Here is a 24,286-nt window from a genome sequence, read left to right as displayed (position 1 = left end):
TTAAATAATATTGTTTATCAAGTTGTGTTTACACTTGTAAGCAAATAAAATGAATTTCTGCTTTCTCAATCTCCTGAGCTTTAACGGTTGGCAGATTCAAGTTTAAAATATATTACCGCAAAGGCGCTGAGAACGAAGGGATATTAATTTTTTCATATTGACTTTTAAAATGCTTTGTAATATAATTTTAGATCAAATTACCTAGAAAACTACACATCGCTTTGATTTTGATATTGTTCGCTAGCTTATTGTATCATGCGTTCCAAATTGAATGGTCGCAACTATTCCAAGATTCTTTTGAATGGAAATCCCTCAAAGGTTTTTCGGTAAGTTTGCTAGTTATCTTGGTATTGATTTTTCAGTTTAGAAATGCACATCAGAATTGAAAACAAATGGCAAACCTCACAGGTTTCTAAAACCTGTGAGGTTTATTATGCCTACTTATCACAATTGTAAAATTTGTTGATTATTGTATGGATGCTAAATTGGTTTCTGAACACAGGTGTGCAAATCAAAATAATAGAATTATTGTTTATTGAACTTAATTTTAACCTGCTGAAACAATCATTGACAAAAATAAATAAACCCAATATATGAATAAGCTTTAATTGAGGAAGTCTTCGTTTTTAGTTAGGTATTAATTAATTTCTAACTCAATTTCTTCTTGAAGTGCTTTGGCTTGTTCAATAAGTAGATATAAGCTATTGGTTTTTTGTTGCAACAAGGATTGGTAAATGATAATGTAATTTTTGAGCAGTTGTAAATGGTCTGTATTGGTAATTTCAAAGCTTTCTAAATCGACATTTTGCATGCACCATGTGAGCAGGTAAGTAGAAAAAAATTCAATTTGATATTCGCTTTTAGCTTCGGTTTCTGCGGCGTAGTTTTCGTAATACGAACTTAACTTTTCCAATAAGTGAATGTTTTGAATCATATTGAATTTCCCTGAGCTTTTTAAAGAAGAATAGGCCGCAGTAGTAGGAACATAATTATCTATTTCAAGAATTACAAAAAGTTCTTTGTTGAGTTGCTGTGTACTGTCTTTATGAAAAAGTGGGATGAGGTCGGCAAGTTGATTTTGAAATTTTTCATTTTGTGGTATTTGATATTTTTCAAAGGTATTGATATCGGTTTTAAGTTCAGTAACAATGGATTGTAGAAAGGTATTCACTTCGGCTCTTTCTTTTTTTTCTTGTGCTTTTTCATTGATTAAAAAAGCAAGGTAAACTCCTAAAATTACGGATAAGAAGTTAAAAAAATGATTTTGCCAAGTTCGGTTTCTTTTCATGCTCGTTTTTACCTTATGGGAATTACTTCGCAAGGAATTTCGTTTTCATTAATAAATTGGTCTAATAGTTCGATGCTCTCTTCTTCTAGTGTTTGTGTTTCTATTCTGGTTTCTTTATTTGAAAAAACAAAGGTTACATCTCCAGCAAATTTTTTAACGTATTTGGCTTTTTTTAGATCTGTTTTACTAGCAAACCATGTGTTTTTTTTAAAAACTCCGTTATGAATGCTTGCATGAATTTCGTTATTTATTGATGAATGAAATAAATAATGAATCAAACCTAATCCCAAATAAAACCATCCCATTTTATCGTCATCAAAAAGCATGAAAGTACCTAAAACAACCCAAGCTATATCAATATATTTAAAATATTTTTGATTAGCTGATCGGAATTCTTTTTTAATTTTTAAATCTATTTTATTCATACCCAAATATAATGAAAAATTTTATTTGAAGTTACTCAACAAACCCTAGCCCCGATAGGAATGGCAGCTTTGGTTGTGCAAGGTATTAATTTGGCGCATTTTTCGAGAGCGATTTTATGAGCTCCTTGAAAATGCAATGCCAAATTTCACATTGCGCTACCAAACTATAATGGATAGCGGGTTTCTGCTACTCATATTAATTTAGCAATTCTGGGAAAGCTTTTTTCACTTCAGGACAAATTACATCGCCTTGTACCATGCTTAAACCTTTTGCAAGGCTTTTGTTTTCTTGACAGGCTTTTTCCCAACCTAAATTAGCCAGTTGCATGACATAAGGAAAAGTTACGTTGGTAAGTGCTAAAGTGGAAGTGTAAGGAACGGCGCCTGGCATGTTGGTTACACAATAATGCACTACATCGTCTATGATGTAGATTGGGTTTTCGTGTGTTGTTGGTTTGGTGGTTTCAAAACATCCGCCTTGATCTACGGCTACGTCTACCATAACTGTTCCAGGTGTCATCTCTTTAAGCATATCGCGTGTAATTAGTTTGGGTGCTTTTGCTCCAGCAATTAATACAGCACCAATAATTAAATCGGCGGTTTTGATGTGTTTTCGGATGTTGTATTCGTTGGAAAATTCCGTTACTACGTGGCTTGGCATCACATCGTTTACATAGCGAAGTCGTTTCATGTTAATGTCTAAAATGGTAACGTGTGCACCTAATCCTGCTGCCATTTTTGCCGCTTGAACACCCACTACACCAGCACCTAAAACCAAGACTTTTCCAGGTGAAACACCTGGTACTCCACCAAGTAAAATACCTTTTCCTTTGATGGGTTTTTCTAAAAATTTTGCGCCTTGTTGGGTAGCCATTCGTCCAGCTACTTCCGACATGGGTGTGAGCAAAGGCAAACTTCCATCTTCGTCTTGAACGGTTTCATAAGCAATGCAAGTAGCTTTGGCTTTCAGCATGGCTTCGGTGAGTTGTAGACTAGAAGCAAAGTGAAAATAGGTGAATAGCAACTGATTTTCTTGAATCAAACTGTATTCTTCTTCAATAGGCTCTTTAACTTTAACAATGGTTTCGGCTACTTGGTAAACATCTTCGATGCTTTCTAATATGCTAGCCCCTGCATTTTGGTAATCTTGATTGGTGAATCCGCTGGCATAACCAGCATTGCTTTGTACAAAAACTTCGTGTTTTTGTTTGGTTAGTTCATAAACTCCGGCAGGAGTTATGGAAACTCTGCTTTCGTTGTTTTTAATTTCGGTAGGAACCCCTATTTTCATGACTAGTAGTTAAATGATTATCGGGTAAAATTAAAATAATATGCAATTTAATGGGTTTTGACCCTGTTAAATATAGGGTGTAAAATGAATTTTTACATTTTAAATTAAAAACACCCCTTCAGTTAAGATTAATAGTAAAAATATTTTTGTTTATTGATAATTTAGTAATCTTAGTGTTGATTAGTACTATTCAGTTTAGTTTTGGTGAAGTAGTAGGTTTTTAAAATACACCCATCTCTAGTCTTCCCTTACTTCGACTTCGCTCAGTACAAGCCAGGGAAGAAGATAGATTTGATTTTGAATTAACTGAAAAGTTTAACTAGAAATATTTTCCCTTCGAGGGAAATGCCGAAGGCAAAGGGTGTTTAAAGTAATATGTAGCATTATAGCTTCGTTTAAAATGTGTTCAGTACAAATTAAAATACACCCATCTCTAGTCTTCCCTTACTTCGACTTCGCTCAGTATAAGCCAGGGAAGAAGTAAAATTTAAGTTTGTATTAACCGAAACGTTTAACCAGAAATAATTTCCCTGTGAGGGAAATGCCGAAGGCAAAGGCTGTGTTTTAAAAGTCATCATCTCCAATTTGTAATTTAACTACCCATTATAAATACTATTTTAAATGATACTCCTTCATTTCTTTTGTAGCTTCAAAAACGGGATAATCTTTCCAGATTTCTGGACTGTAAGTTTCGATGGTTTCAATTTCTAGGGAAGTGTTGAAGTTATTCGAAGTTATTGGCTTATCTGCTATATTTTCATGTTCTAATAAAACCCATTCGTCTGTCACTTCATTTTTGGTTTCAATAATAAATCTGAGTTTGAATTTTATACGTTCACTTCGATTGGGATTATTTTCAATAAAGGTTAATGTTCTTCTTAAAAATACATAAGCTGCTCGGGTAGCGTTAGCGTAATACGGAATGTAATTTCCATTTTCTGTTTTCTTGAAACGGATGCTGTTGCTGTCTTTATATCCATTGAATTTTACACCTAAAAATTTTAAATTTACACTGTTTGTTTTCTTTCCTTCAGCCAGTTGATAATCAATCTGCGTAAGCGCAAAATCTTCTTGATCGATGTATAATCTGCCTTTGTGCTTTCCTTTTCTTCTGCCAGGTTCAAAGTGTATGACGTATTGCGGTCTGCCGTTTACAATAGTTGGTTCTTGCAGCTCATAATCAAAATACTTGGTTTCTGAAAGTACATCTGGAATTGAATTTTCTTCGCTGTAGGCAATTTTAGGATATTCTGTTACAGAAAAGTCAGGTTTTATTTGATGTTCGTCTTCATCATCAGTATTACCAACACTTATGTTATCATCTGAAGAGTTCACTTCAACAGAATCGGCTACTTTTAAAATTCCGATTTTAATTTTAAAGGTATGTTCAGAATCAAAATTTTTAAACAACTTTCTAATGGCTTGCTCTTGGTATTCATCAACATCGTTTTTTGCATCCGAATCGGCCAAGTAAATTTTCTTTTTAAGATCAAACAGAATGGTATCACTTAAGGTATATAAATCACGTAAGCTTTCGTAAAATCCAAGACTTTGGCTTCCTGAGATTTCTTCATCAAATTCAGCTAAGGATTTGTTGATGCGTTTACGCTCTTTCTTTTTTAAGTTGCTGGCTTTTTTGAGTTGAAAAACCATTTGTTCTGGTATAAATGTATTTCGTTTTCTATGAAAAAGTCGAAATCTGTTTTCTCCAAGTTGATGATTTTTAACTCTATTTTCGTTGAATTTTTGAATAATTTCTAAGGCGGTAAATTGCTTGTTGGTTACAACTACTTGATCAAGCAACTCGTCTGAAGGCTTTAGAACAATGGTATTGATTTGTTGAAGTTCTTCAATACTTAGCTGAAATTCTTCAAATCCCATAGAAGAAAAAGTAACTAAATGTGAAGCTTCATAACCATCAATATTTAATCGAAAAATGCCTTCGTTATTGGAAATAGTCCCTTTGTTTTCGCTTAGTTGAATGTTGACAAACGGAACAGGTTCTTGCAGCTCACTATCAATTATTTTTCCTTTAATTTCTTGAGCAAAGTTGTTAAGTGAAATTAGGCATACAAAGTAAAACAGAAAGATTTTTTTCATAATAGATTTTAAATATTAACGAAATGATTTTAAAAATGTTTTGTTTTATTCCCTTATAAAAGTGGCTTTGGTAATCAGTTCATTTTTTACTTCATAAATGGCAATCAGTTTTAGCACATCTTCATAACCTTGTCTTCCTGAAATCAATTCGTAATCGATTACTTTGTTGCCAATTACACTTCGGTTGATCACCAAACTATGCAGATTGGGCGAATTTTTAAAAAGCTTGTAGTAAACTGCCCTAATCTCTTCAGCGCCTTTTGCTAAGGCTTCTTCTTCACCAAAATTAAAAATAGCTGCGTCATTAGAAAACAGGTTCATAAAAGTATCAATATCTTTGGCATTGTAGGCATCCAATTGTTGTTGAACGACTGTTTTAGCTACTTCTTCGGGGCGTTGTGCTAAAGTAATAGTACTAAAACTCAACATCAGGATAACAATTAAATTTCGCATAATAATTTTTTATTTCGATTTAAATTTTTCTTTTAGTGCTTTTTCGGTGGTGTAAATAGGGTAGGCTACAAAAATGGCTAAAATTAACATAGAAAGGACAAATCCTGTAATGTGTTCCACTTCAAAAAATAAAAAGGGTAAAGCCGAAAGCGTATACCAAAATCCAGATTTAATCAGTTGCTTGCTCGAAAAAGCTTGGGCAAATTGCCATTGCTCTTTGCTTGCCATAGCGCGTTTGGTTCGGTAGCCGTAAAACGTATTAATTTCTTTTGGTGGTTTTTTAAGCATGATGTAACCCGTAATTAATAAAATAGGTCCGGTAGAAATGCCAATGATAAAAACAGGATTTAAGAAATACATGAATTCAGTTTGGTTTCAAATTTACATTATTTTTGAAAAAGAATTAATTGTACTTTATTTATTACTGCATTAGGTTGTTTTGTTAGCTTAACAAAGCAAAACCATTTCAATTTTAATTTTTAGAAAAAGAACTTATGAAACGCAAAATAGCCACCATATTACTAGCATGCTCATTCCTAAGTTGCACAAGCATTACAAAGTTGATCAATGGTGAAAAACGAATGAAAATAGAAACCCATCAATCCATTGTAAATTTTGTAAATGAGCAGAACTTGATGATTGATTTTGAAAAAAACCTATACCTAAAGCAACGAAAGAAAAATGAAGTTTTAGCGAACATAAGAACGTATAATAATTTGGATAAAGTTTCTTTTCCTGATGTGTATTTTTTTAATGCTGAGGGTCAATTTGTGGAAGATGAAAATGTTGCTTGTTACATTGAAAAAAATGTAACAGAGGATTATGATTACTACAAAGATTTTTTCAATTCTAAAGAATTATTGGTCAGCAATACCAAAAGATTAACTGATTTGGAAGGTGAGTTTGTCAATTATCGTGGAGAAGCTATTTTTCCTTTTGATAATAAAAACAACAATTCCTACACGGCTATTGTCTTATGGTCCAAATACAAAGGCAAAATGTGGGCTAATGAAACTAATTTCATCATAAAGCAACTTCAAAATTCGAGTATAGATTTTGATATCTATTTTTTGAATATGGACGTGGTTGAGTTTGAACTGTAAATTTCAAATTTATAGAGTTTTCAATAATCCACAATAAATCCCAAAAAATAATAACAAGTGTTTATTCAGAAGCACGAAAACTTTCGTTAAATTTGTAATTCAATAATTTAATGAACATGAGCCAAGATTTATTTCAAGCACCGGATTATTACAATATAGACGATTTACTAACCGAAGAACACCTACTTATTCGCCAAGCGGCGAGAGATTGGGTAAAACGCGACGTGAGTCCGATTATTGAAGAAGCTGCCCAAAAAGCAGAATTTCCCAAATCCATTATCAAAGGATTATCAGAAATTGGCGCTTTTGGTCCATATATTCCAGAAGAATACGGAGGTGCGGGATTAGATCAAATTTCGTATGGCTTAATCATGCAAGAAATTGAACGCGGAGATTCGGGTGTTCGTTCTACGGCTTCGGTACAATCTTCGTTGGTCATGTTTCCTATTTACGCTTACGGAACCGAAGAACAAAAACAAAAATTTCTACCCAAATTAGCTTCAGGCGAGTTTATGGGATCATTTGGTTTAACCGAACCTGACCATGGTTCCAATCCTGGCGGAATGACTACTAACTTTAAAGACAAAGGAGATCATTACTTGCTTAACGGAGCAAAAATGTGGATTTCTAACGCGCCATTTTGTGATGTTGCTGTAGTTTGGGCTAAAAATGAAGAAGGTAGAATTCACGGTTTAATTGTTGAACGTGGTATGGAAGGTTTCAGCACGCCAGAAACGCACAACAAATGGTCTTTGCGTGCTTCAGCTACTGGAGAATTGTTATTCAATAACGTAAAAGTGCCAAAAGAAAATTTACTTACTGGAAAAAGCGGACTCGGTGCGCCATTATCTTGTTTAGATTCGGCTCGCTACGGAATTGCTTGGGGTGCCATCGGTGCTGCAATGGATTGTTATGATACTGCATTGCGATACGCTAAAGAACGCATTCAATTTGATAAACCTATTGCTAGCTTTCAATTACAACAAAAAAAGTTAGCAGAAATGATTACCGAAATCACCAAAGCACAATTACTCGCTTTGCGTTTGGGACAATTAAAAAATGAAGGCAAAGCGACCACCGCTCAAATTTCGATGGCAAAACGAAACAATGTAGACATGGCCATTAAAATAGCAAGAGAAGCCAGACAAATTTTAGGCGGAATGGGAATTGTAGGCGATTACAGCATCATGCGCCACATGATGAATTTAGAAAGTGTAATTACCTATGAAGGAACACACGATATTCATTTGCTGATTACAGGAATGGATATTACTGGTATTGCGGCTTTTAAGTAGATATTAAAAAGTACAAAGTACGATATTAGAAGTGGTGATAAGTATGCTATATCTAGTCTCAGCAAATTCTATGAATTTCATTTAATTCAAAGTCACGATTAACATCATAATTATAACCATTCCTTTAACTTTTTCCCTTCCATCGAGGGAAGGGTAAGGGTTGGGTGTAAACTAGAATGCAAGATCATCCTTTACCTTTCGGAATTTCTCTAAAGGAATAAAATAATCAAGCTTTTTCATTTAAGACAAAACCAGTAAAGCCTTTAAGAAGTAACTGGAAAGATGCAAATTATATAAAACGTCAATGCAAAAAATATTAATTTTTCATTCAAAAAGTGGGATGTTAAATTTGTAAATATATGTTCTGCTTAAAATACTTATTTTAGCTATACTCAAACTAAAACTCTTTTAATTTGGAATTGTGAAATAAAATACATGAAGTTACAAATACGATATTAAATATTTAAAGTTTCAAATAAACAGTTTATAAGGTTTCGCAAATCTTGAAGATTTGAAATTTCACTTTAAATAAACTTCTTATTTTTGCAAAAAAAATCCCTATGAATTGTCAAACTTTGCAAGAAAGTATTCAAGAAGAACGTCAGCAATTACTTCAACATCCGTTATATAAATTAGTTGAAAGTCCACATGATTTACAGATTTTCATGCAACACCATGTTTTTGCTGTATGGGATTTTATGTCTTTGCTTAAAGCGCTTCAACAGCAATTAACTTGTACGCAAACGCCTTGGTTTCCGGTCGGAAATCCGCAACACCGTTACTTAATCAACGAGATTGTGCTTGCCGAAGAAACTGATTTGAATTTTTACGGAAAACGCCAAAGTCATTTCGAAATGTACTTGGATGCTATGCAAAAAGCGGAAGCTTCAATTCAAAAAGTAGAAGATTTTGTTGCGCAAATTCAACATGGTACCGATGTATTTTTGGTCATTGCCAAAAGCGATTTGCCGGAAAGCGTAAAGTTATTTTTAAACTTCAGTTTCAGTTTGCTGCAAGAAGGAAAAGCCCACAAAATCGCGGCGGCGTTTACCTTTGGTAGAGAAGAATTGATTCCTGATATGTTCACCTCCATTATTCAAGAAATTCAGCAGAAATTTCCCGAACAAGATTTGGAATTGTTCAGTTACTATTTTGAACGCCACATCGAGTTAGACGAAGATGAGCACGGACCGATGGCTTTGCAATTAGTAGAAGAACTCTGTGGTGATGATGCAGTAAAATGGAAAGAAGCACAAGATTGCGCCAAGGAAGCATTACAAATCCGAATGCAACTTTGGGATGGCATTGCCAAACACATCAATTATTATAAAGCCATCGCTTAGTTGAATTAATTGTACGAGGGCCAAATTCCAGCTTTCCGTTACAAATCCTCGCCATCCTGCTCAAAAAAAATGCGCTTGAAAAGAGCTTCCTACCGGTCGCTTTCCCAAGCTTGTTTTTTAACAGCAGGCTTACTCCGGGTTTTTCACTGCAATCTGGGGCAGGGATTTTAGGTTCAATTTATTTTTTGGAGTCAAGAGAAAAAGATTAGTATTTCATAAAGGTAAAATTCAGCATAATTCACATTTGTATATTTTGAAGACAAACATTTCAAATCAATCGCTTACTTTTGATTTCAAATTGAACTTCATGCGAGAAACAATACTTCAAAATTTAAAAAAATACGACTATGATTTTGAGTTGAATGGTAAAAATACCATCCGAGTAAAATTGAATTTGAACCTTCATGTAATTATCAACCTTAAGGATGAAAAGGTAAAATTCGAAAATCAACTGATGGCTTGGAATCCACTTTCTGGAACTTTTGAAGTGAGTTTAGAAAAATATCTAAAGCGCATGGTGTATTGGATGATGGGTATTATTGTTTTATTTGCTTTGTTTATGCTAACAAGTTTCGATTCAATCGTGTATCTCTACAACATAGTCATTCTAATTACAGCACTAATTTACACCTGTATAGCAAGTACTTATTTTTTTATCACCTACGAATCCTTTAAAACCAAGGTGATGTTGTGGTTGAAGTAAAACTATGGAAAACAAAAAAAGGAAGTCAAAAATCTTATTAAAAGGAAATTGACAACGACTTTAACTTCTCATCTTTATTATTCAGTTAAATAATTTTTTTCATTTTGTAATCGAAATTCCCTAATTTTAAATCTTATTTTAGAATGAACATGCAGCAGTTAGTCAAATTTACGTTTTTACTCTTTTCAATTAGCTTAATTTTGAATGCACACAAACTACAATCTCAATCTATGAATTATTTAGCTTTAGGCGATTCTTATACTATAGGTGAAGCCGTTCACACAGAAAAGAATTGGCCAAATGTGTTGGTAAAACAACTTCAACAAGATGGGTTTGCTATGCAAAAACCAAAAATCATTGCCGTAACCGGATGGCGAACAGATGAATTAATCGATTCTATAAAAACTCAAGAAAAGGAGTTAGCCAAAAAATATGATTTAGTTTCTTTATTAATTGGCGTAAATAACCAATACCAAAAAAAAGACATCAGCCAATACCAAAAAGAATTTGAAGAACTGCTAAAAATAGGTTTAGCTAAATCTAAATACGGTGCAGAAAGCATGTTTGTAGTAAGTATTCCCGATTATGGCGTAAGCGATTTTGCCAAAAACAAAAACCTAGAAAACGTAGCCGAAGAAGTTGCCCAATACAATCAAATTGCAGCTGAAATCGCCCAAAAGTACCAAGTATCATTTTACAACATTACCCCAGTTTCCAAAACCACCGAAGGCGACACAAGCATGTTTGCCGAAGACGAATTACACCCTAGCGCCAAGCAATACCAATTATGGTTAGATGTGTTTTATGATGAAGTAAAAGCAAGAATGGAAAGATTATATTCAGCTGAATAAGTCTAAGTTGAAGCTTCCAGAACTATCGATTTGAAACAATACTGATGAAAGAAGATTTTTTACATTATGTATGGAAGTTTGCCAAATTCAATACCAAGGAATTGAAAACTACTGCTGGTGAACATCTTCAAATCATTCGTTTAGGAACGCATAATCAACATGAATCGGGACCCGATTTTTTCAATTCACAAATTGAAATCGATAACCAACGTTGGGCAGGAAATGTCGAAATTCATTTAAAATCTTCCGACTGGTATGCTCATGGTCACGAAAAAGATGATGCTTACCAAAATGTAATTCTGCATGTGGTTTGGGAACACGACGTGGACATTTACAGAACAGACCAAAGCGTAATTCCCACCTTGATTCTGAAAGATGTTGTTGAAGCTTCAGCCGAAAAAAACTACCACCAATTGATGCAAAATCAGTTGAAGTGGATCAATTGCGAAGCTGATTTCAATTCCTTTGAAGAACTCAAACTCAAATCCTGGTTAGAACGTGTTTTTGTTGAACGATTGGAAGAAAAATCCAAATTGATACAGCAAATGCTCCACCAATCCAAAAACAATTGGGATGAAGTCTTGTTTTTGATGCTGGCTAAAAATTTTGGTCTAAAAATTAACGGTGAAGCTTTTTTATCTCTTGCTAAGTCCATTCCATTTCAAGTGCTTCAAAAGTGTGCACAATCGCAGCTTCAATTGGAAGCTTTGTTGTTTGGGCAAGCGCATTTGTTAGAAAAAAAGGATGTAGAAAACGCATATTTTCTTCAACTAAAAAACGAATATGCCTATTTAGTACAAAAGTTTCAATTGAAAAATAAAGCGGTTCTTCCTGTTCAATTTTATGGCGCAAGGCCTACCAATTTTCCAAGTATTCGGTTAGCTCAATTGGCAAGTTTATATCATCAAAACCAGCATTTGTTTAGTGCTTTAATGAATGTGAAAAACAGCAAGGAAATTTCAAAAGTACTTGCCATTCAATTGCATGACTTTTGGCAAACGCATTATACCTTCGAAAAAGAAAGCAAGCATAGAAAAAAGCAACTTTCAGCTAATTTTATTCATTTGTTGATCATTAACACCGTGGCTCCTATTCAATTTTCTTTTGCTAAATTTACCAATAATTTTGAATTGGAAAATTCCAGCATTGCGCTATTGAGTAATTTACCAAGTGAAAAAAATAAAGTCATTGAAAAATACAATGCTTTGCGAGAGCAAACAGCAACCAACGCTTTGGAATCTCAGGCTTTGTTGCATTTGAAAAAAAAGTATTGCGATAGGCACAATTGCTTGCAATGCAATTTAGGAATTGAACTTTTAGGAAGATGATACAACACATACGCTATTTTTTTGAACGCCACGGATTTTACGTAAGCACTCGCTTGGCCGACCGTTTGGGAATGAAGGTGAAATCGGTAAGATTGTTTTTCATCTATGTTTCCTTTGCTACTTTTGGCTTTGGTTTTGGATTGTATCTCACCATCGCGTTTTGGTTAAAATTGAAGGATTTAATTTACACCAAACGTACATCAGTATTCGACTTATGATGCTTAAACTTTTTAAGTCTAAAATATACATAGCCGTCGGGCTTTTGCTATTAATTACCGTAATAGGCACTTTAGGAATTAAGTTTTTTGAAGACGTAAGTTGGATCGATGCCATTTACATGACCGTGATTACCATTAGCACGGTAGGTTACAGAGAAATTGTGCCTTTGTCAGACCAGTCCAAAGTGTTTATTATATGCTTAATAGCGGTAAGTGTAATTTATACTGCGTTTGTAATTACCATGATTACGCAATACATTTTTAATGAATATTCTTTAATCGATTTAAAGCAAAAAAGGGTGAAAAATAAAGTAAAAAAACTAACGAACCATGTTGTTTTATGTGGCTATGGAAGAAATGGAAATCAGGCGCTTAAAAAACTACGTCAATACAAAAAGGAGGTGGTAGTTATTGAGCATGACAAAGAAAAATGGGAAGCTTTGCAGGATGATGACATCCTATTTATAAAAGGCGATGCCACTAAAGATGAAGTTTTAAAAGAAGCCAATATCGAAAATGCTTCACATTTAATCAGCGCATTAGATGAAGATACCCAGAATTTGTTTATTGTTTTGAGTGCCAAACAAATGAATAATCAATTAAAAATTATTTGTAGAGCATCAACTGAAGCCAATTATAAAAAAATGAAATTGGCAGGTGCAGACAACGTAATCCTACCCGAAAAAGTGGGTGGTGACCATTTGGCTTCCTTAGTAGTTACACCAGACTTAATTGATTTTTTTGATAAATTATCCATTTCAGATGGAGATACACACAATGTCCGTGAATTAAAATTCAATGTTTTGTGTCCAGATGATAACGAAAAAAGCATCAATGAATTAGAAAAATTCAATAAAACAGGCTGTAAAATTATTGGGTATAAAGACAAGGGTAACAAATTTAGCGTAAACCCAGAATCCGATTTTATATTGAAAAAAGGTTCCAGTGTCATTATAATTGGAAATTCTAAACAAATGCAGAATTTAAGAGCCAATTTCGAATTGAAAGACTGAATTGAATAAAAATAGCTTTAATAGATTAACTATTTTTTGCATATTGCACCATCAACTACTTTACAAGCTAAATTTTATGTGGAATTTTAAAATACTGCCCTTTTTATGTGGCTTTTTGTTTTTAACAATGTCTTCTTATGCTCAAGACTTAAAAGTGGAAGCAAAACTCATCAACCCTTCAGATGAAATAGATAACGGGAAAATACAACTACGTGTGTTAGATGGTGAAGAGCCTTTTACATTTAAATGGTCTAAGGAAGATGTTAAATTAACATCTTCAAGTGCGTCTAATTTGGTAGAAGGGGTTCCATATACGGTTACCGTAACCGATGCAGAAGGAAGAACTTTTTCAGCTGAATATACCATTGAGTCAGAATCTATAGCAGAACACTTCAACGGTACGTTCAAACCGATTGTTGCCGGATTAGGGAGCGTTTTATTTTGGGATCCGTTTGCTGCAGTTGGACTATACGATCCTGTTGTGTACAAAGATTTCGAACAAATTTTTGCACCCGGATGGAATGCCGATACTGAGGAAAAATTTAAACTTGAAAAATGGCTAGTAGAAGATGGAGTGGAAGTTAAAGAAGGCGATGTAATTGCAAGATTAAGCAGAGGCCGTTTAGGAGATATTGAAGTGAAATCGCCTGTAAACGGAGTATTGAAGCACTTGGATAAAGAAGGAGATTTTATTCATAACCCCGAAAATAAAAAACACCAAATTGAAACCAACTCGCACTTATTTGCAAGGGTAAAGTATTCCGATAAAGTGGTTTTAACACACCCCAACGGTGATCCGGTTAAAAACCAAATTCCATTTATTGTAATTTGGCTGATCTTTGGTGCTGCGTTTTTCACCTTCCGCATGGGTTTTATTAATATTCGTGGTTTTAAACATGCATTGCAACTTGCTAGCGGTAGATATGATGAACCAGACGCACCTGGCAGAATTACGCATTTCCAAGCCTTAGCAACTGCAGTTTCGGCTACCGTAGGGTTAGGGAATATTGCAGGTGTTGCAGTTGCTATTTCATTGGGTGGTGCAGGTGCTACTTTTTGGATGATTGTAGCTGGTTTCCTAGGTATGTCTTCCAAATTTGTAGAATGTACACTAGGTGTAAAATATAGATTTATCAGCAAAGAAGGTAGGATTTTTGGTGGACCCATGAACTATTTACGCCATGGCTTAGAAAAAAGGAATCTTGGTAAGTTAGGTGCCTTCCTAGCTGGCTTTTTTGCCATCTTAGGAATTGGCGCATCCTTTGGCGGTGGAAATATGTTCCAATCTAATCAATCTTTTGAAATCCTTTCGAATCAAATTCCGTTTTTAGTTGGTCAAGGACCTTGGTTTGGGGTGTTCTTAGCCGTTTTAGTCGGAGTAGTTATTATTGGTGGAATTAATAGTATTGCCAAAGTTACAGGTAAAGTGGTTCCATTTATGGCGGCAGTTTATGTAATTGGTGCTTTAATTGTAATCGGAATTAATATCGAAAATATAGGTCCTGCTTTTAATGCTATATTTTCAGGTGCTTTTGATCCAGGTGCTTTAAAAGGTGGATTTATTGGTGTATTGGTTGTCGGTTTTCAACGCGCAGCATTTTCGAATGAAGCTGGTGTTGGTTCGGCGGCTATTGCTCACTCTGCAGCAAAAACGTATCACCCGCCATCAGAAGGATTTGTGGCTTTGTTAGAGCCGTTTATTGATACCGTTGTGGTTTGTACCTTAACCGCTTTGGTTTTAATTTTCACAGGAAAACATGAATTAACAGGCGTTTCTGGGGTTGAATTAACTTCTTCGGCATTCGGTAGCGTAATCTCTTGGTTTCCTTATGTACTTTCAGTTGCGGTATTCTTATTTGCTTTTTCAACCATGATTTCATGGTCTTACTACGGTATGCGATCATGGACATACATTTTCGGAAAAAGCAATCGTTCAGAATTAATTTATAAACTACTCTTTTTATTGTTTGTAGTCTTAGGTGCTTCGGTAAGCTTAGGCGCTGTTCTTGATTTTTCAGACATGATGATTTTAGCCATGTCTTTCCCTAACATTATTGGACTATATATTTTATCAGGTGAAGTAAAAGGAGACTTAAAAGCATATTTCATTAAATTGAAAGATGGTTCGTTGTATAAAAAAGAATAAATGTAGTTAAAATGAAATTTTCAAAATCCCATTTCGATATGAGTCCATCACAACGAAATGGGATTTTATTTTTGATATTTTTACTCCTTGCTTCATTGGCTTATCAATATTTTTGGATGATTCCGAATAGCGATGAAGCCAAATTTGCTTTTAGTGAAGCAGACAAACATAAGCTGCAAGAAGAAATAGATTCATTAAGGCTTGCTTCAGAAGAAGCAAATAAGCCTAGAATTTTTCCATTTAACCCCAATTATTTAAAAGACTTTAAAGCTTATCAGTTGGGTCTTTCCACAGAAGAATTTGACCGACTTCAGCAATTTAGAAGTGAAAATCAATGGATTAATTCAGCTAAAGATTTTCAAGAAGTAACTCAGGTTTCAGATAGTTTGATAAATGAAATTAAACCTTATTTCAAATTTCCTGATTGGGTAATTCAAAAGGAAAAGGCCAAAGCTGAAATGGAAGCGCATCAAGCGCAAATGAAAACCTATGCACAAAAGAAGAATTTAAATGAAGCAACTGAAATGGAGTTGCAAGAAATTTCAGGAATTGGTGAAGTCTTAGCCAAACGAATTGTTAGACATCGAAATAAAATAGATGGATTTATAGACGATTTACAATTGAAAGACATTTGGGGATTAAAGTATGATGTAAGAGAAAATGTGCTTAAAGAATTCACCGTAAAGCTTGAAAAACCACACCAGAAAATTAACATCAATACCGCTTCAATTGTAGAGCTCACTGAAATTCCCTATTTCGATTATGAACTTTCCAGAGAGATAGTGCATTTCATCAAAGTAAGAGAAGGAATTAGCGATTTTGAAGAATTAGCAAAAATCTATGATTTTCCTACGCATAAAATTGACAGAATTAAATTATATTTGGAAATAAATGATTAATCCATAATCTTGAAGGAAAAATCATTCAACAATTCAAAATAAAAAGACAATGAATTTATATTTTACTGAAGAACATAACCTATTTAGAGAAAGTTTACGGGATTTCTTGAAAAAGGAAGTCGTTCCACATTTAGATAAATGGGAAGAAACCGGAACCATTGACCGTTTCATCTGGGAGAAATTTGGTGAAATGGGCTTTTTTGGTGTCAATTATCCAGAAGAATATGGTGGTATGAACTTAGATTTGTTCTACACTGTAATTTTGTTAGAAGAATTACAACGCATCAATTCAGGTGGATTTGCAGCAGCTATTTGGGCACATGCTTATTTGGCGATGACGCATTTAAATGCAGAAGGTTCAGAAGAAATAAAACAAGAATATTTAGCCAAAAGCATAACTGGTGAAAAAATCGGTTGTTTGTGCATAACCGAACCATTTGGCGGAAGCGACGTGGCAGGAATGCGGTCTACCGCAGTAGAAAAAGACGACCATTACATCATTAATGGCTCTAAGACTTTTATAACCAATGGAGTATATTCAGATTACTTGATTGTAGCCGCCAAAACTAATCCCGAATTGGGAGCAAAAGGAATGAGTATTTTTCTTTTAGATCGTGATATGCCTGGTATTTCTGCAACCAAACTCAACAAATTGGGTTGGAGAGCTTCCGATACGGCAGAACTTGCATTTGATAATGTAAAAGTTCCCAAAGACCGTTTAATGGGCGAGAAAAACATGGGCTTCAATTACATTATGCAGCATTTCGCTTTAGAGCGATTAATCATGGGAATCAACGCACATGCTAGAGCAGAATATGCCGTAGAATATGCATTGGGTTATATGGAAGAACGTACCGCTTTCGGAAAGAAAATCAATGAATTCCAAGCCTTACGACACAAAATGGCAGAACGAGCCAGTGAAGTTGAAATGGCAAAGCAATTCAATTATTCCATTGTAAAACGAATGATTTTGGGCGATTATGTAGTGAAAGAAGCGAGCATGTCTAAATTACTTTCCACTAAAATTGCCGACGAAACTATTTACGACTGTCTACAAATGTTAGGTGGCTACGGTTATATTGAAGAATACCCGATGGCAAGAATGTGGCGCGATAGCCGCCTAGGTCCAATAGGAGGCGGCACTAGTGAAATTTTAAAAGAAATTATCGCCAAAATGATTATCGATAAGAAAGAATATCGTCCAGCAACGAAAGCTTAATTCATCATTTTGGCGAAAATGCATCTTCTGCATCGCCAAAATGATTATCGATAAGAAAGAATACCGTCCAGCAACGAAATCTTAATTTATCGTCTTGGCGAAAATGCTCTTCTGCATCGCCAAAATGATTATCGATAAGAAAGAATACCGTCCAGCAACGAAAGCCTAATTTATCGTTTTGGCGAAAATGCCCTTTCTGCATCGCCAAAATGATTATTGATAAGAAAGAATACCGTCCAGCAACGAAGGCCTAATTTATCGTTTTGGCGAAAATGCTTTCTGCATCGCCAAAATGATAATTGACAAAAAGGAATATCGTCCAGCAACGAAAGCTTAATTTATTGTTTTGGCGAAAATGCTCTTTCTGCATCGCCAAAATGATTATCGACAAGAAAGAATACCGTCCAGCAACGAAAGCTTAATGTATCGTTTTGGCGAAAATGCTTTTCTGCATCGCCTAAAGGATGTATTCTCTTGCTGGATTGTTATGTTAAACACATCAAGAAGGTTTTTGATTTTACGCCACTAATGCACGAATAACTATTAGTGTATTAGTGGCGTAATTTTTTAAAATTTTATTCACAATATGTAAGATAAAGCTAAATAATCATTGATATGAAGGTATATCATCAAACAATCAAATAAATGAAAAACACTCATGTGGGATTTTTTTTGATATAAAAATTTGAAGCTATTTTTATTTTATTAAGAGATGTATCAGTAAATTGACAATAATTTTAGAATGATGAGTGTAAATCATTTTTTTTATACATTTATAAACTAAATAAACAAAAAATATAATGAAAAATTTATCCTTATTCATCATTTTTTTAATTTGTTCTCAACTCCATTCTCAAGTTACAGCCATTCCAGACCAAGGCTTTGAAGAAGAATTAATTATGCAAAATATCGATTCTGATGGAATTGTAAACGGTGAAGTTTTAACAGCCGATATTGCAAGTGTTACTTCGTTAATTATAAGCGGCAACTTTCAAATTAACGATTTAATCGGTATTGAAGATTTTGTGTCGCTTACTTACTTAGACATTACAAATACAGAATTGTATCTTGATAACAGTTTTAATGCAAATCAAGAACTTGATTTATCTAATAACGTAAATTTAGAAACCTTAATTTTGTATGGAGGTGATGATGCTGTTACCAATTTTGTGTCAAGCATCAATTTGAGTAATAACCCGATGATTAGCGAAATTACTGTTCCAGGCAATTGGATGCTGAATCAAATAAACTTAAGGTCTGGCCAAACAGATGTAAGTGACTTGGTTATAGATATAGGAGTATACCCACCTTTTCAGGAAAATGATTTTTGCATAAAAGTAACAGACGAAAGTGCTGCAAATGTGGGTCAAGGCGTTTATGCTTCTTGGTCGATAAATGCACCCAACAACCCTTTTTTCTTTTCTGAAAATTGCACGCTTGCAGTTGAAGAATTTAATGCTAGTACAGTTTCTGTATTTCCTAATCCAACTGCTGGTCAGTTAGAAATCAATAGTGAAATTATACCAATCGCTAAACTAGAATTGTATTCCATTTCAGGAAAAAGAATCATTACAATTGATGATTTTGAGATTAAACAACCTATTATTTCGCTTCAAGAATTAGAAAACGGAATCTATTTGTTGAAAGTTTACGATAACCAAAAAAATAGCATCACGAAAAGAATAATTAAAAAAGACTAATTTTTAAATTTCTCTGTATTCAGTACCACCAATGTAGTTTGTACTGCATAATTTCATAATTTAGCACAAACTAAATAGGTATATTTCTACTGAATGAATGCATTCGATATTTTTATAGATTACATAACTGGAGAAAAAAAATATTCTCCACACACTATAACCGCCTATCAAAACGATTTACTTCAGTTTTTAGACTTTATTGAAGACACCTATGATGAACAAGACCTTAAAAAAGTAAATTATCAATTTATCAGAAATTGGATCATTCACTTAAAAGAGTTAGGACTTAACAATAAAAGCATCAATCGAAAAATATCTACGCTTCAATTATTCTACAAACATTTATTGAAATTGGAAGAAATAAAAGTTTCTCCTTTAGCTAAACATCGTTCGTTAAAAGTTGGGAAGCGGGAAGAGATTCCATTTTCAACCAAAGAAATAGAAGAGGTGTTAGCTACTTTTGAAGATGATTTTTCTTCTGTAAGAAATAAATTACTCATCGAGTTGCTATACACAACAGGAATGAGAAGGGCAGAGTTGGTGGGTTTAAAGATGTCTTCAGTAAATTTATCTAATCATCAAATTAGAGTTTTAGGAAAACGGAATAAAGAACGAATAATCCCTCTTTTGCCTAAAATTGTAAAAAATATTGAAGTTTACTTAATTGAAAAAAGGCTGTTGACTAATTCAACAAGTTTATTAGTGAAAGATTCAGGAGAACCTATCGATGATGCTTTTGTGTACAAAGTGGTAAAACAAGCCTTTGAAAAAGCATCGACAAAATTGAAAAAAAGTCCACATATTTTACGGCATAGCTTTGCTACACACTTATTAAATAATGGAGCTAATTTAGCTGAAGTTAAAGAATTGTTAGGTCATGCAAGTTTAGCTTCAACGCAGGTATACACACACAATAGTATAGCAAAGTTGAAAGCATCCTATAAGTCTGCACATCCTAGAAATAGATTATGATTTTTACTGACTACATTGAAAGTAAAATGAACTAAAAAAAATGCAAAAAAAAAGAACAAAAAGTTTTTATATAACAAAATAAAGTATCTATATTTGCAATCCGAAAAATAAGGCATGTAAAATGTTTTTATGCCGATGTAGCTCAGCTGGCTAGAGCAGCTGATTTGTAATCAGCAGGTCGTGGGTTCGAGTCCCTCCATCGGCTCTATTTTTCGAAAACGTTCTTTTAGGGGAGATACTCAAGCGGCCAACGAGGACAGACTGTAAATCTGTTGGTTTTCACCTTCGCAGGTTCGAATCCTGCTCTCCCCACATCATAGCAAACATCATAATAGGGTGTAGTAAAATGCGGGAGTAGCTCAGTTGGTAGAGCGTCAGCCTTCCAAGCTGAATGTCGCCGGTTCGAACCCGGTCTCCCGCTCTAAGTTTAGCAGGATTGAAGTTTGCTTTTTGTTCTGCCGACGTAGCTCAGGGGTAGAGCGCTTCCTTGGTAAGGAAGAGGTCACGAGTTCAATTCTCGTCGTTGGCTCTAGTGAGAAAAAGTCACAGGGAAGTTTCTGCCTTGATGACTTCAATTGTTGTTTAAAATTAAACACTAATATATAACTAAGATTAAATAATTAATTATGGCAAAGGAAAATTTTGATCGTTCCAAACCGCACCTTAACATAGGTACAATTGGACACGTTGACCACGGTAAAACAACTTTAACAGCTGCAATTACTAAAGTACTTGCAGATAAAGGGTATTCAGAAGCTAGTGCTTTTGATCAAATTGACAACGCTCCAGAAGAAAAAGAGCGTGGTATTACCATTAACTCTTCTCATGTTGAGTACTCAACTGAATCACGTCACTACGCTCACGTTGACTGTCCAGGTCACGCGGATTACGTAAAAAACATGGTTACAGGTGCTGCGCAAATGGATGGAGCTATCTTAGTAGTTGCTGCTACTGATGGTCCTATGCCACAAACTAGAGAGCACATCTTATTGGGTCGCCAAGTTGGTATTCCAAGAATTGTTGTTTTCTTAAATAAAGTTGACTTAGTTGACGATGAAGAATTATTAGAATTAGTAGAAATGGAAGTTAGAGATTTGTTAACTTTCTACGAATATGATGGTGATAACGGTCCTGTAATTTCAGGTTCTGCCTTAGGTGCGCTAGAAGGTGATGCTAAATGGGGAGATACTGTTATGGAATTAATGAATGCTGTAGATAGCTGGATTGAATTACCACAACGTGATGTTGAGAAAGATTTCTTGATGCCTATCGAAGATGTATTCTCTATTACCGGTCGTGGTACTGTAGCAACTGGTCGTATTGAAACTGGTGTTGCGAATACTGGAGATCCGGTAGAAATCATTGGTATGGGAGCTGAGAAATTAAAATCAACTATTACTGGTGTTGAAATGTTCCGTAAGATTTTGGATCGTGGAGAAGCTGGTGATAACGTAGGTATTTTATTAAGAGGTGTTGAAAAGTCTCAGATTTCTCGTGGTATGGTAATTACTAAACCAGGTTCTGTAACTCCACACGCTAAATTTAAAGCTGAGGTATATATCTTGAAAAAAGAAGAAGGTGGGCGTCACACTCCATTCCATAACAACTATCGTCCACAGTTCTATGTTAGAACAACAGACGTAACAGGTACAATTAGCTTGCCTGATGGAGTTGAAATGGTAATGCCGGGTGATAACTTAACTATTCACGTTGAATTGTTACAGCCTATTGCAATGAATGTAGGTCTTCGTTTCGCTATCCGTGAAGGTGGACGTACTGTAGGTGCAGGTCAGGTTACTGAAATTTTAGATTAATAATTTAGAAGTTAAATAGCTAATTGAGGTGTCTTTAAAGATGCCTCAATTAGTATTTACGGGTTTAGCTCAGTTGGTAGAGCACTGGTCTCCAAAACCAGGTGTCGGGAGTTCGAGCCTCTCAACCCGTGCAAAAATCTATTACAATGGCAAATATTACAGAATACATATCAGAGTCATTTAACGAGTTGAAAAATAATGTAAGTTGGCCATCTTATGCTGAAGGGCAGAAGTTGATGGTAATTGTAGCTGTATTTTCAATCTTGTTTTCACTTGCCATTTGGGGAGTAGACGAAGTATTTAGCGGAGTTATTAAGCAATATTTTAACTGGGTTAAATCTTAAATATGTCTGAATCGAGCATTAAAAAATGGTATGTTGTACGTTCTGTGAGCGGCCAGGAAAACAAAGTAAAAGATTACATCGAAAAAGAAATAAACCATCAAGGTTTGTCAGACTTTATTGATGAGATTTTAGTGCCTACTGAAAAGGTAGTGCAAATAAGAAACGGAAAAAAATACAATAAAGAGAAAGTTTATTTTCCGGGCTATGTAATGGTTAATGCTGCTTTAGAAGGAGAAATTCCTCACATTATTAAAAATATCAATGGTGTAATTGGCTTTTTAGGAGAAACCAAAGGTGGTGATCCTGTGCCGTTACGTAAGTCTGAAGTAAATCGTTTACTAGGTAAGGTTGATGAATTGTCTACTAAAACTGAGAATGTTGCAATACCATTTGTTCCAGGAGAATCAGTAAAAGTTGTCGATGGACCTTTTAATACTTTTACGGGCGTAATTGAAAACGTAAATGAAGAAAAACGCAAGTTAAAAGTCATGGTTAAGATATTTGGTCGTAAAACACCTGTTGAGCTTAGCTATATGCAAGTAGAAAAAATATAATTGTTACACATTTATAATAGTCGGTTTCTCAGCTTCCATTTGAAATTGACACAACAAATTAAATAAAATGGCAAAAGAAGTTAGTAAAGTTGTAAAACTGCAAGTAAGAGGCGGTGCTGCAAATCCATCACCACCAGTTGGGCCTGCGTTAGGTGCGGCAGGTGTTAATATCATGGAATTCTGTAAGCAATTTAACGGCAGAACTCAAGATAAAGCTGGAAAAGTATTACCTGTTGCAATTACAGTTTATAAAGACAAGTCTTTTGACTTCGTTATAAAGACTCCACCAGCAGCAGTTCAAATTATGGAAGCAGCAAAAATCAAAAAAGGTTCAGGAGAACCTAACAGAATGAAAGTAGCAAGTATCTCTTGGGATCAGGTTAAAGCTATTGCAGAAGATAAAATGCAAGATTTAAATGCTTTTACTGTAGAATCTGCTATGAAAATGGTAGCTGGTACAGCACGTTCGATGGGTATTAATGTAAAGGGCGCAGCTCCTTTTTAATTAAACAAGACTTAAAATGGCAAAAATCACTAAAAAGCAAAAAGAAGCAAGGGGAAAAGTAGATAGTTCTAACTTATACCCGGTAGCCGAGGCATCTGCTTTAGTAAAAGATACTAGCTCAGCAAATTTTGATGAGTCTATAGATTTAGCGGTTCGCTTAAATGTAGATCCACGTAAAGCTAACCAGATGGTTAGAGGTGTTGTAACTCTACCTCATGGTACAGGAAAAGTAACTCGCGTCTTAGCTCTTGTTACTCCAGATAAGGAGCAAGAAGCTAAAGATGCTGGAGCTGATTATGTAGGTTTAGATGAATACCTTGAAAAAATAAAATCCGGTTGGACAGATGTTGACGTTATTGTAACTATGCCTGCAGTTATGGGTAAATTAGGGCCACTAGGTAGAATTTTAGGTCCACGTGGCTTGATGCCTAACCCTAAAACAGGTACAGTAACCATGGATATTGCAAAAGCAGTTTCAGACGTTAAAGGTGGTAAGATTGATTTTAAAGTAGATAAAACGGGTATTATTCACGCTTCTATCGGTAAATCATCTTTCGAAGAAGATCAGATTGCTGGAAACGCAAGAGAACTTTTAAATACAATTGTAAAGTTAAAACCTTCAGTTGTAAAAGGATCTTACATCAAAAGCATTAACATTTCATCAACTATGGGACCTGGAATTGGTGTTGATACCAAAAGGTTTACTGAGCAATAAATAAGCA

Annotated in this window: 25 protein-coding genes and 5 tRNA genes; 23 read left to right on the top strand and 7 right to left on the bottom strand. The window is 34.7% G+C overall.

Features of this window, described 5'->3' with window-relative positions; all coding sequences use genetic code 11:
- Positions 1-637 precede the first annotated feature (637 nt).
- From IEV72_RS08110 to IEV72_RS08085, 6 genes are all read right to left on the bottom strand, one after another.
- Positions 638-1,288, bottom strand: a complete 651-nt coding sequence (locus tag IEV72_RS08110; RefSeq protein WP_188458590.1) for a hypothetical protein — start codon at positions 1,286-1,288, stop codon at positions 638-640.
- 8 nt (positions 1,289-1,296) lie between these two features.
- On the bottom strand, positions 1,297-1,713 hold the full coding sequence (locus IEV72_RS08105; protein WP_188458589.1) for a hypothetical protein: 417 nt from the start codon (positions 1,711-1,713) through the stop codon (positions 1,297-1,299).
- A 196-nt stretch (positions 1,714-1,909) separates the two neighbouring features.
- Positions 1,910-3,004, bottom strand: coding sequence for an alanine dehydrogenase (gene ald / locus IEV72_RS08100; protein WP_188458588.1), 1,095 nt, complete (start codon positions 3,002-3,004; stop codon positions 1,910-1,912).
- A gap of 612 nt (positions 3,005-3,616) precedes the next feature.
- A complete protein-coding gene (locus IEV72_RS08095; protein ID WP_188458587.1) occupies positions 3,617-5,104 on the bottom strand; it encodes a carboxypeptidase-like regulatory domain-containing protein in 1,488 nt (495 codons plus the stop codon).
- 45 nt (positions 5,105-5,149) lie between these two features.
- Positions 5,150-5,557 carry a nuclear transport factor 2 family protein gene (locus IEV72_RS08090; protein ID WP_229731844.1) on the bottom strand — a complete coding sequence of 136 codons (408 nt, stop codon included), beginning with the start codon at positions 5,555-5,557 and terminating at the stop codon, positions 5,150-5,152.
- Between the two features lie 9 nt (positions 5,558-5,566).
- Positions 5,567-5,917 (bottom strand): SdpI family protein, encoded by a 351-nt coding sequence (locus IEV72_RS08085; protein WP_188458586.1) that lies wholly within the window; start codon positions 5,915-5,917, stop codon positions 5,567-5,569.
- A 221-nt stretch (positions 5,918-6,138) separates the two neighbouring features.
- Here IEV72_RS08085 and IEV72_RS08080 point away from each other — a divergent pair, with 221 nt between their 5' ends.
- The 11 genes from IEV72_RS08080 (at position 6,139) to IEV72_RS08030 (ending at position 17,675) form a co-directional block, all read left to right on the top strand.
- Positions 6,139-6,660 (top strand): hypothetical protein, encoded by a 522-nt coding sequence (locus IEV72_RS08080; RefSeq protein WP_188458585.1) that lies wholly within the window; start codon positions 6,139-6,141, stop codon positions 6,658-6,660.
- 116 nt (positions 6,661-6,776) lie between these two features.
- Positions 6,777-7,955, top strand: coding sequence for an acyl-CoA dehydrogenase family protein (locus tag IEV72_RS08075; protein WP_188458584.1), 1,179 nt, complete (start codon positions 6,777-6,779; stop codon positions 7,953-7,955).
- Between the two features lie 560 nt (positions 7,956-8,515).
- A complete protein-coding gene (locus IEV72_RS08070; RefSeq protein ID WP_188458583.1) occupies positions 8,516-9,298 on the top strand; it encodes a DUF3050 domain-containing protein in 783 nt (260 codons plus the stop codon).
- A 307-nt stretch (positions 9,299-9,605) separates the two neighbouring features.
- Positions 9,606-10,001 carry a hypothetical protein gene (locus IEV72_RS08065; protein WP_188458582.1) on the top strand — a complete coding sequence of 132 codons (396 nt, stop codon included), beginning with the start codon at positions 9,606-9,608 and terminating at the stop codon, positions 9,999-10,001.
- Positions 10,002-10,231: 230 nt separating this feature from the next.
- Positions 10,232-10,852 (top strand): SGNH/GDSL hydrolase family protein, encoded by a 621-nt coding sequence (locus tag IEV72_RS08060; RefSeq protein ID WP_188458581.1) that lies wholly within the window; start codon positions 10,232-10,234, stop codon positions 10,850-10,852.
- 44 nt (positions 10,853-10,896) lie between these two features.
- Positions 10,897-12,180, top strand: coding sequence for a DUF2851 family protein (locus IEV72_RS08055; RefSeq protein ID WP_188458580.1), 1,284 nt, complete (start codon positions 10,897-10,899; stop codon positions 12,178-12,180).
- Positions 12,177-12,398 (top strand): PspC domain-containing protein, encoded by a 222-nt coding sequence (locus IEV72_RS08050; protein ID WP_188458579.1) that lies wholly within the window; start codon positions 12,177-12,179, stop codon positions 12,396-12,398. The genes IEV72_RS08055 and IEV72_RS08050 overlap by 4 nt, the downstream gene beginning before the upstream one ends.
- Positions 12,395-13,411, top strand: coding sequence for a potassium channel family protein (locus IEV72_RS08045; protein WP_229731843.1), 1,017 nt, complete (start codon positions 12,395-12,397; stop codon positions 13,409-13,411). Before IEV72_RS08050 ends, IEV72_RS08045 begins: the two co-directional genes overlap by 4 nt.
- Before the next feature lie 76 nt (positions 13,412-13,487).
- Complete coding sequence (locus IEV72_RS08040) at positions 13,488-15,557, top strand: amino acid carrier protein (RefSeq protein ID WP_188458578.1); 2,070 nt, start codon at positions 13,488-13,490, stop codon at positions 15,555-15,557.
- Positions 15,558-15,595: 38 nt separating this feature from the next.
- Positions 15,596-16,456: a ComEA family DNA-binding protein gene (locus IEV72_RS08035; RefSeq protein WP_188458577.1), complete on the top strand. Its 861-nt coding sequence runs from the start codon at positions 15,596-15,598 to the stop codon at positions 16,454-16,456.
- Between the two features lie 49 nt (positions 16,457-16,505).
- On the top strand, positions 16,506-17,675 hold the full coding sequence (locus IEV72_RS08030) for an acyl-CoA dehydrogenase family protein (protein WP_188458576.1): 1,170 nt from the start codon (positions 16,506-16,508) through the stop codon (positions 17,673-17,675).
- Between the two features lie 4 nt (positions 17,676-17,679).
- On the opposite strand, the gene IEV72_RS08025 is transcribed toward IEV72_RS08030, so the two are convergent.
- Entirely contained in the window at positions 17,680-17,877 is a 198-nt protein-coding gene (locus tag IEV72_RS08025) for a hypothetical protein (protein WP_188458575.1), read from the bottom strand.
- Positions 17,878-18,475: 598 nt separating this feature from the next.
- Here IEV72_RS08025 and IEV72_RS08020 point away from each other — a divergent pair.
- The 12 genes from IEV72_RS08020 (at position 18,476) to rplA (ending at position 24,279) form a co-directional block, all read left to right on the top strand.
- On the top strand, positions 18,476-19,375 hold the full coding sequence (locus tag IEV72_RS08020) for a T9SS type A sorting domain-containing protein (RefSeq protein ID WP_188458574.1): 900 nt from the start codon (positions 18,476-18,478) through the stop codon (positions 19,373-19,375).
- Between the two features lie 93 nt (positions 19,376-19,468).
- Complete coding sequence (locus tag IEV72_RS08015; protein ID WP_188458573.1) at positions 19,469-20,347, top strand: tyrosine-type recombinase/integrase; 879 nt, start codon at positions 19,469-19,471, stop codon at positions 20,345-20,347.
- A 131-nt stretch (positions 20,348-20,478) separates the two neighbouring features.
- Positions 20,479-20,552, top strand: a tRNA-Thr gene (locus IEV72_RS08010).
- Positions 20,553-20,576: 24 nt separating this feature from the next.
- Positions 20,577-20,659, top strand: a tRNA-Tyr gene (locus tag IEV72_RS08005).
- Between the two features lie 36 nt (positions 20,660-20,695).
- Positions 20,696-20,768, top strand: a tRNA-Gly gene (locus tag IEV72_RS08000).
- 36 nt (positions 20,769-20,804) lie between these two features.
- A tRNA-Thr gene (locus tag IEV72_RS07995) sits at positions 20,805-20,876 on the top strand.
- Positions 20,877-20,973: 97 nt separating this feature from the next.
- The gene (gene tuf, locus IEV72_RS07990; RefSeq protein WP_188458572.1) at positions 20,974-22,161 is read left to right on the top strand and encodes an elongation factor Tu; all 1,188 of its coding nucleotides are present in this window, start codon (positions 20,974-20,976) and stop codon (positions 22,159-22,161) included.
- A gap of 58 nt (positions 22,162-22,219) precedes the next feature.
- Positions 22,220-22,292, top strand: a tRNA-Trp gene (locus IEV72_RS07985).
- A gap of 15 nt (positions 22,293-22,307) precedes the next feature.
- Positions 22,308-22,505 (top strand): preprotein translocase subunit SecE, encoded by a 198-nt coding sequence (gene secE, locus IEV72_RS07980; protein WP_188458571.1) that lies wholly within the window; start codon positions 22,308-22,310, stop codon positions 22,503-22,505.
- Positions 22,506-22,507: 2 nt separating this feature from the next.
- Positions 22,508-23,059, top strand: coding sequence for a transcription termination/antitermination protein NusG (nusG, locus tag IEV72_RS07975; RefSeq protein ID WP_188458570.1), 552 nt, complete (start codon positions 22,508-22,510; stop codon positions 23,057-23,059).
- 67 nt (positions 23,060-23,126) lie between these two features.
- Positions 23,127-23,564, top strand: a complete 438-nt coding sequence (gene rplK / locus IEV72_RS07970; RefSeq protein WP_188458569.1) for a 50S ribosomal protein L11 — start codon at positions 23,127-23,129, stop codon at positions 23,562-23,564.
- 16 nt (positions 23,565-23,580) lie between these two features.
- The gene (gene rplA / locus IEV72_RS07965; protein WP_188458568.1) at positions 23,581-24,279 is read left to right on the top strand and encodes a 50S ribosomal protein L1; all 699 of its coding nucleotides are present in this window, start codon (positions 23,581-23,583) and stop codon (positions 24,277-24,279) included.
- Positions 24,280-24,286 lie beyond the last annotated feature (7 nt).

This window comes from Psychroflexus planctonicus, from assembly GCF_014640195.1.
Lineage (GTDB): Bacteria > Bacteroidota > Bacteroidia > Flavobacteriales > Flavobacteriaceae > Psychroflexus > Psychroflexus planctonicus.
Note: the sequence above shows the minus strand (reverse complement) of the source record. Positions and strands in the feature narration are given on the sequence as shown.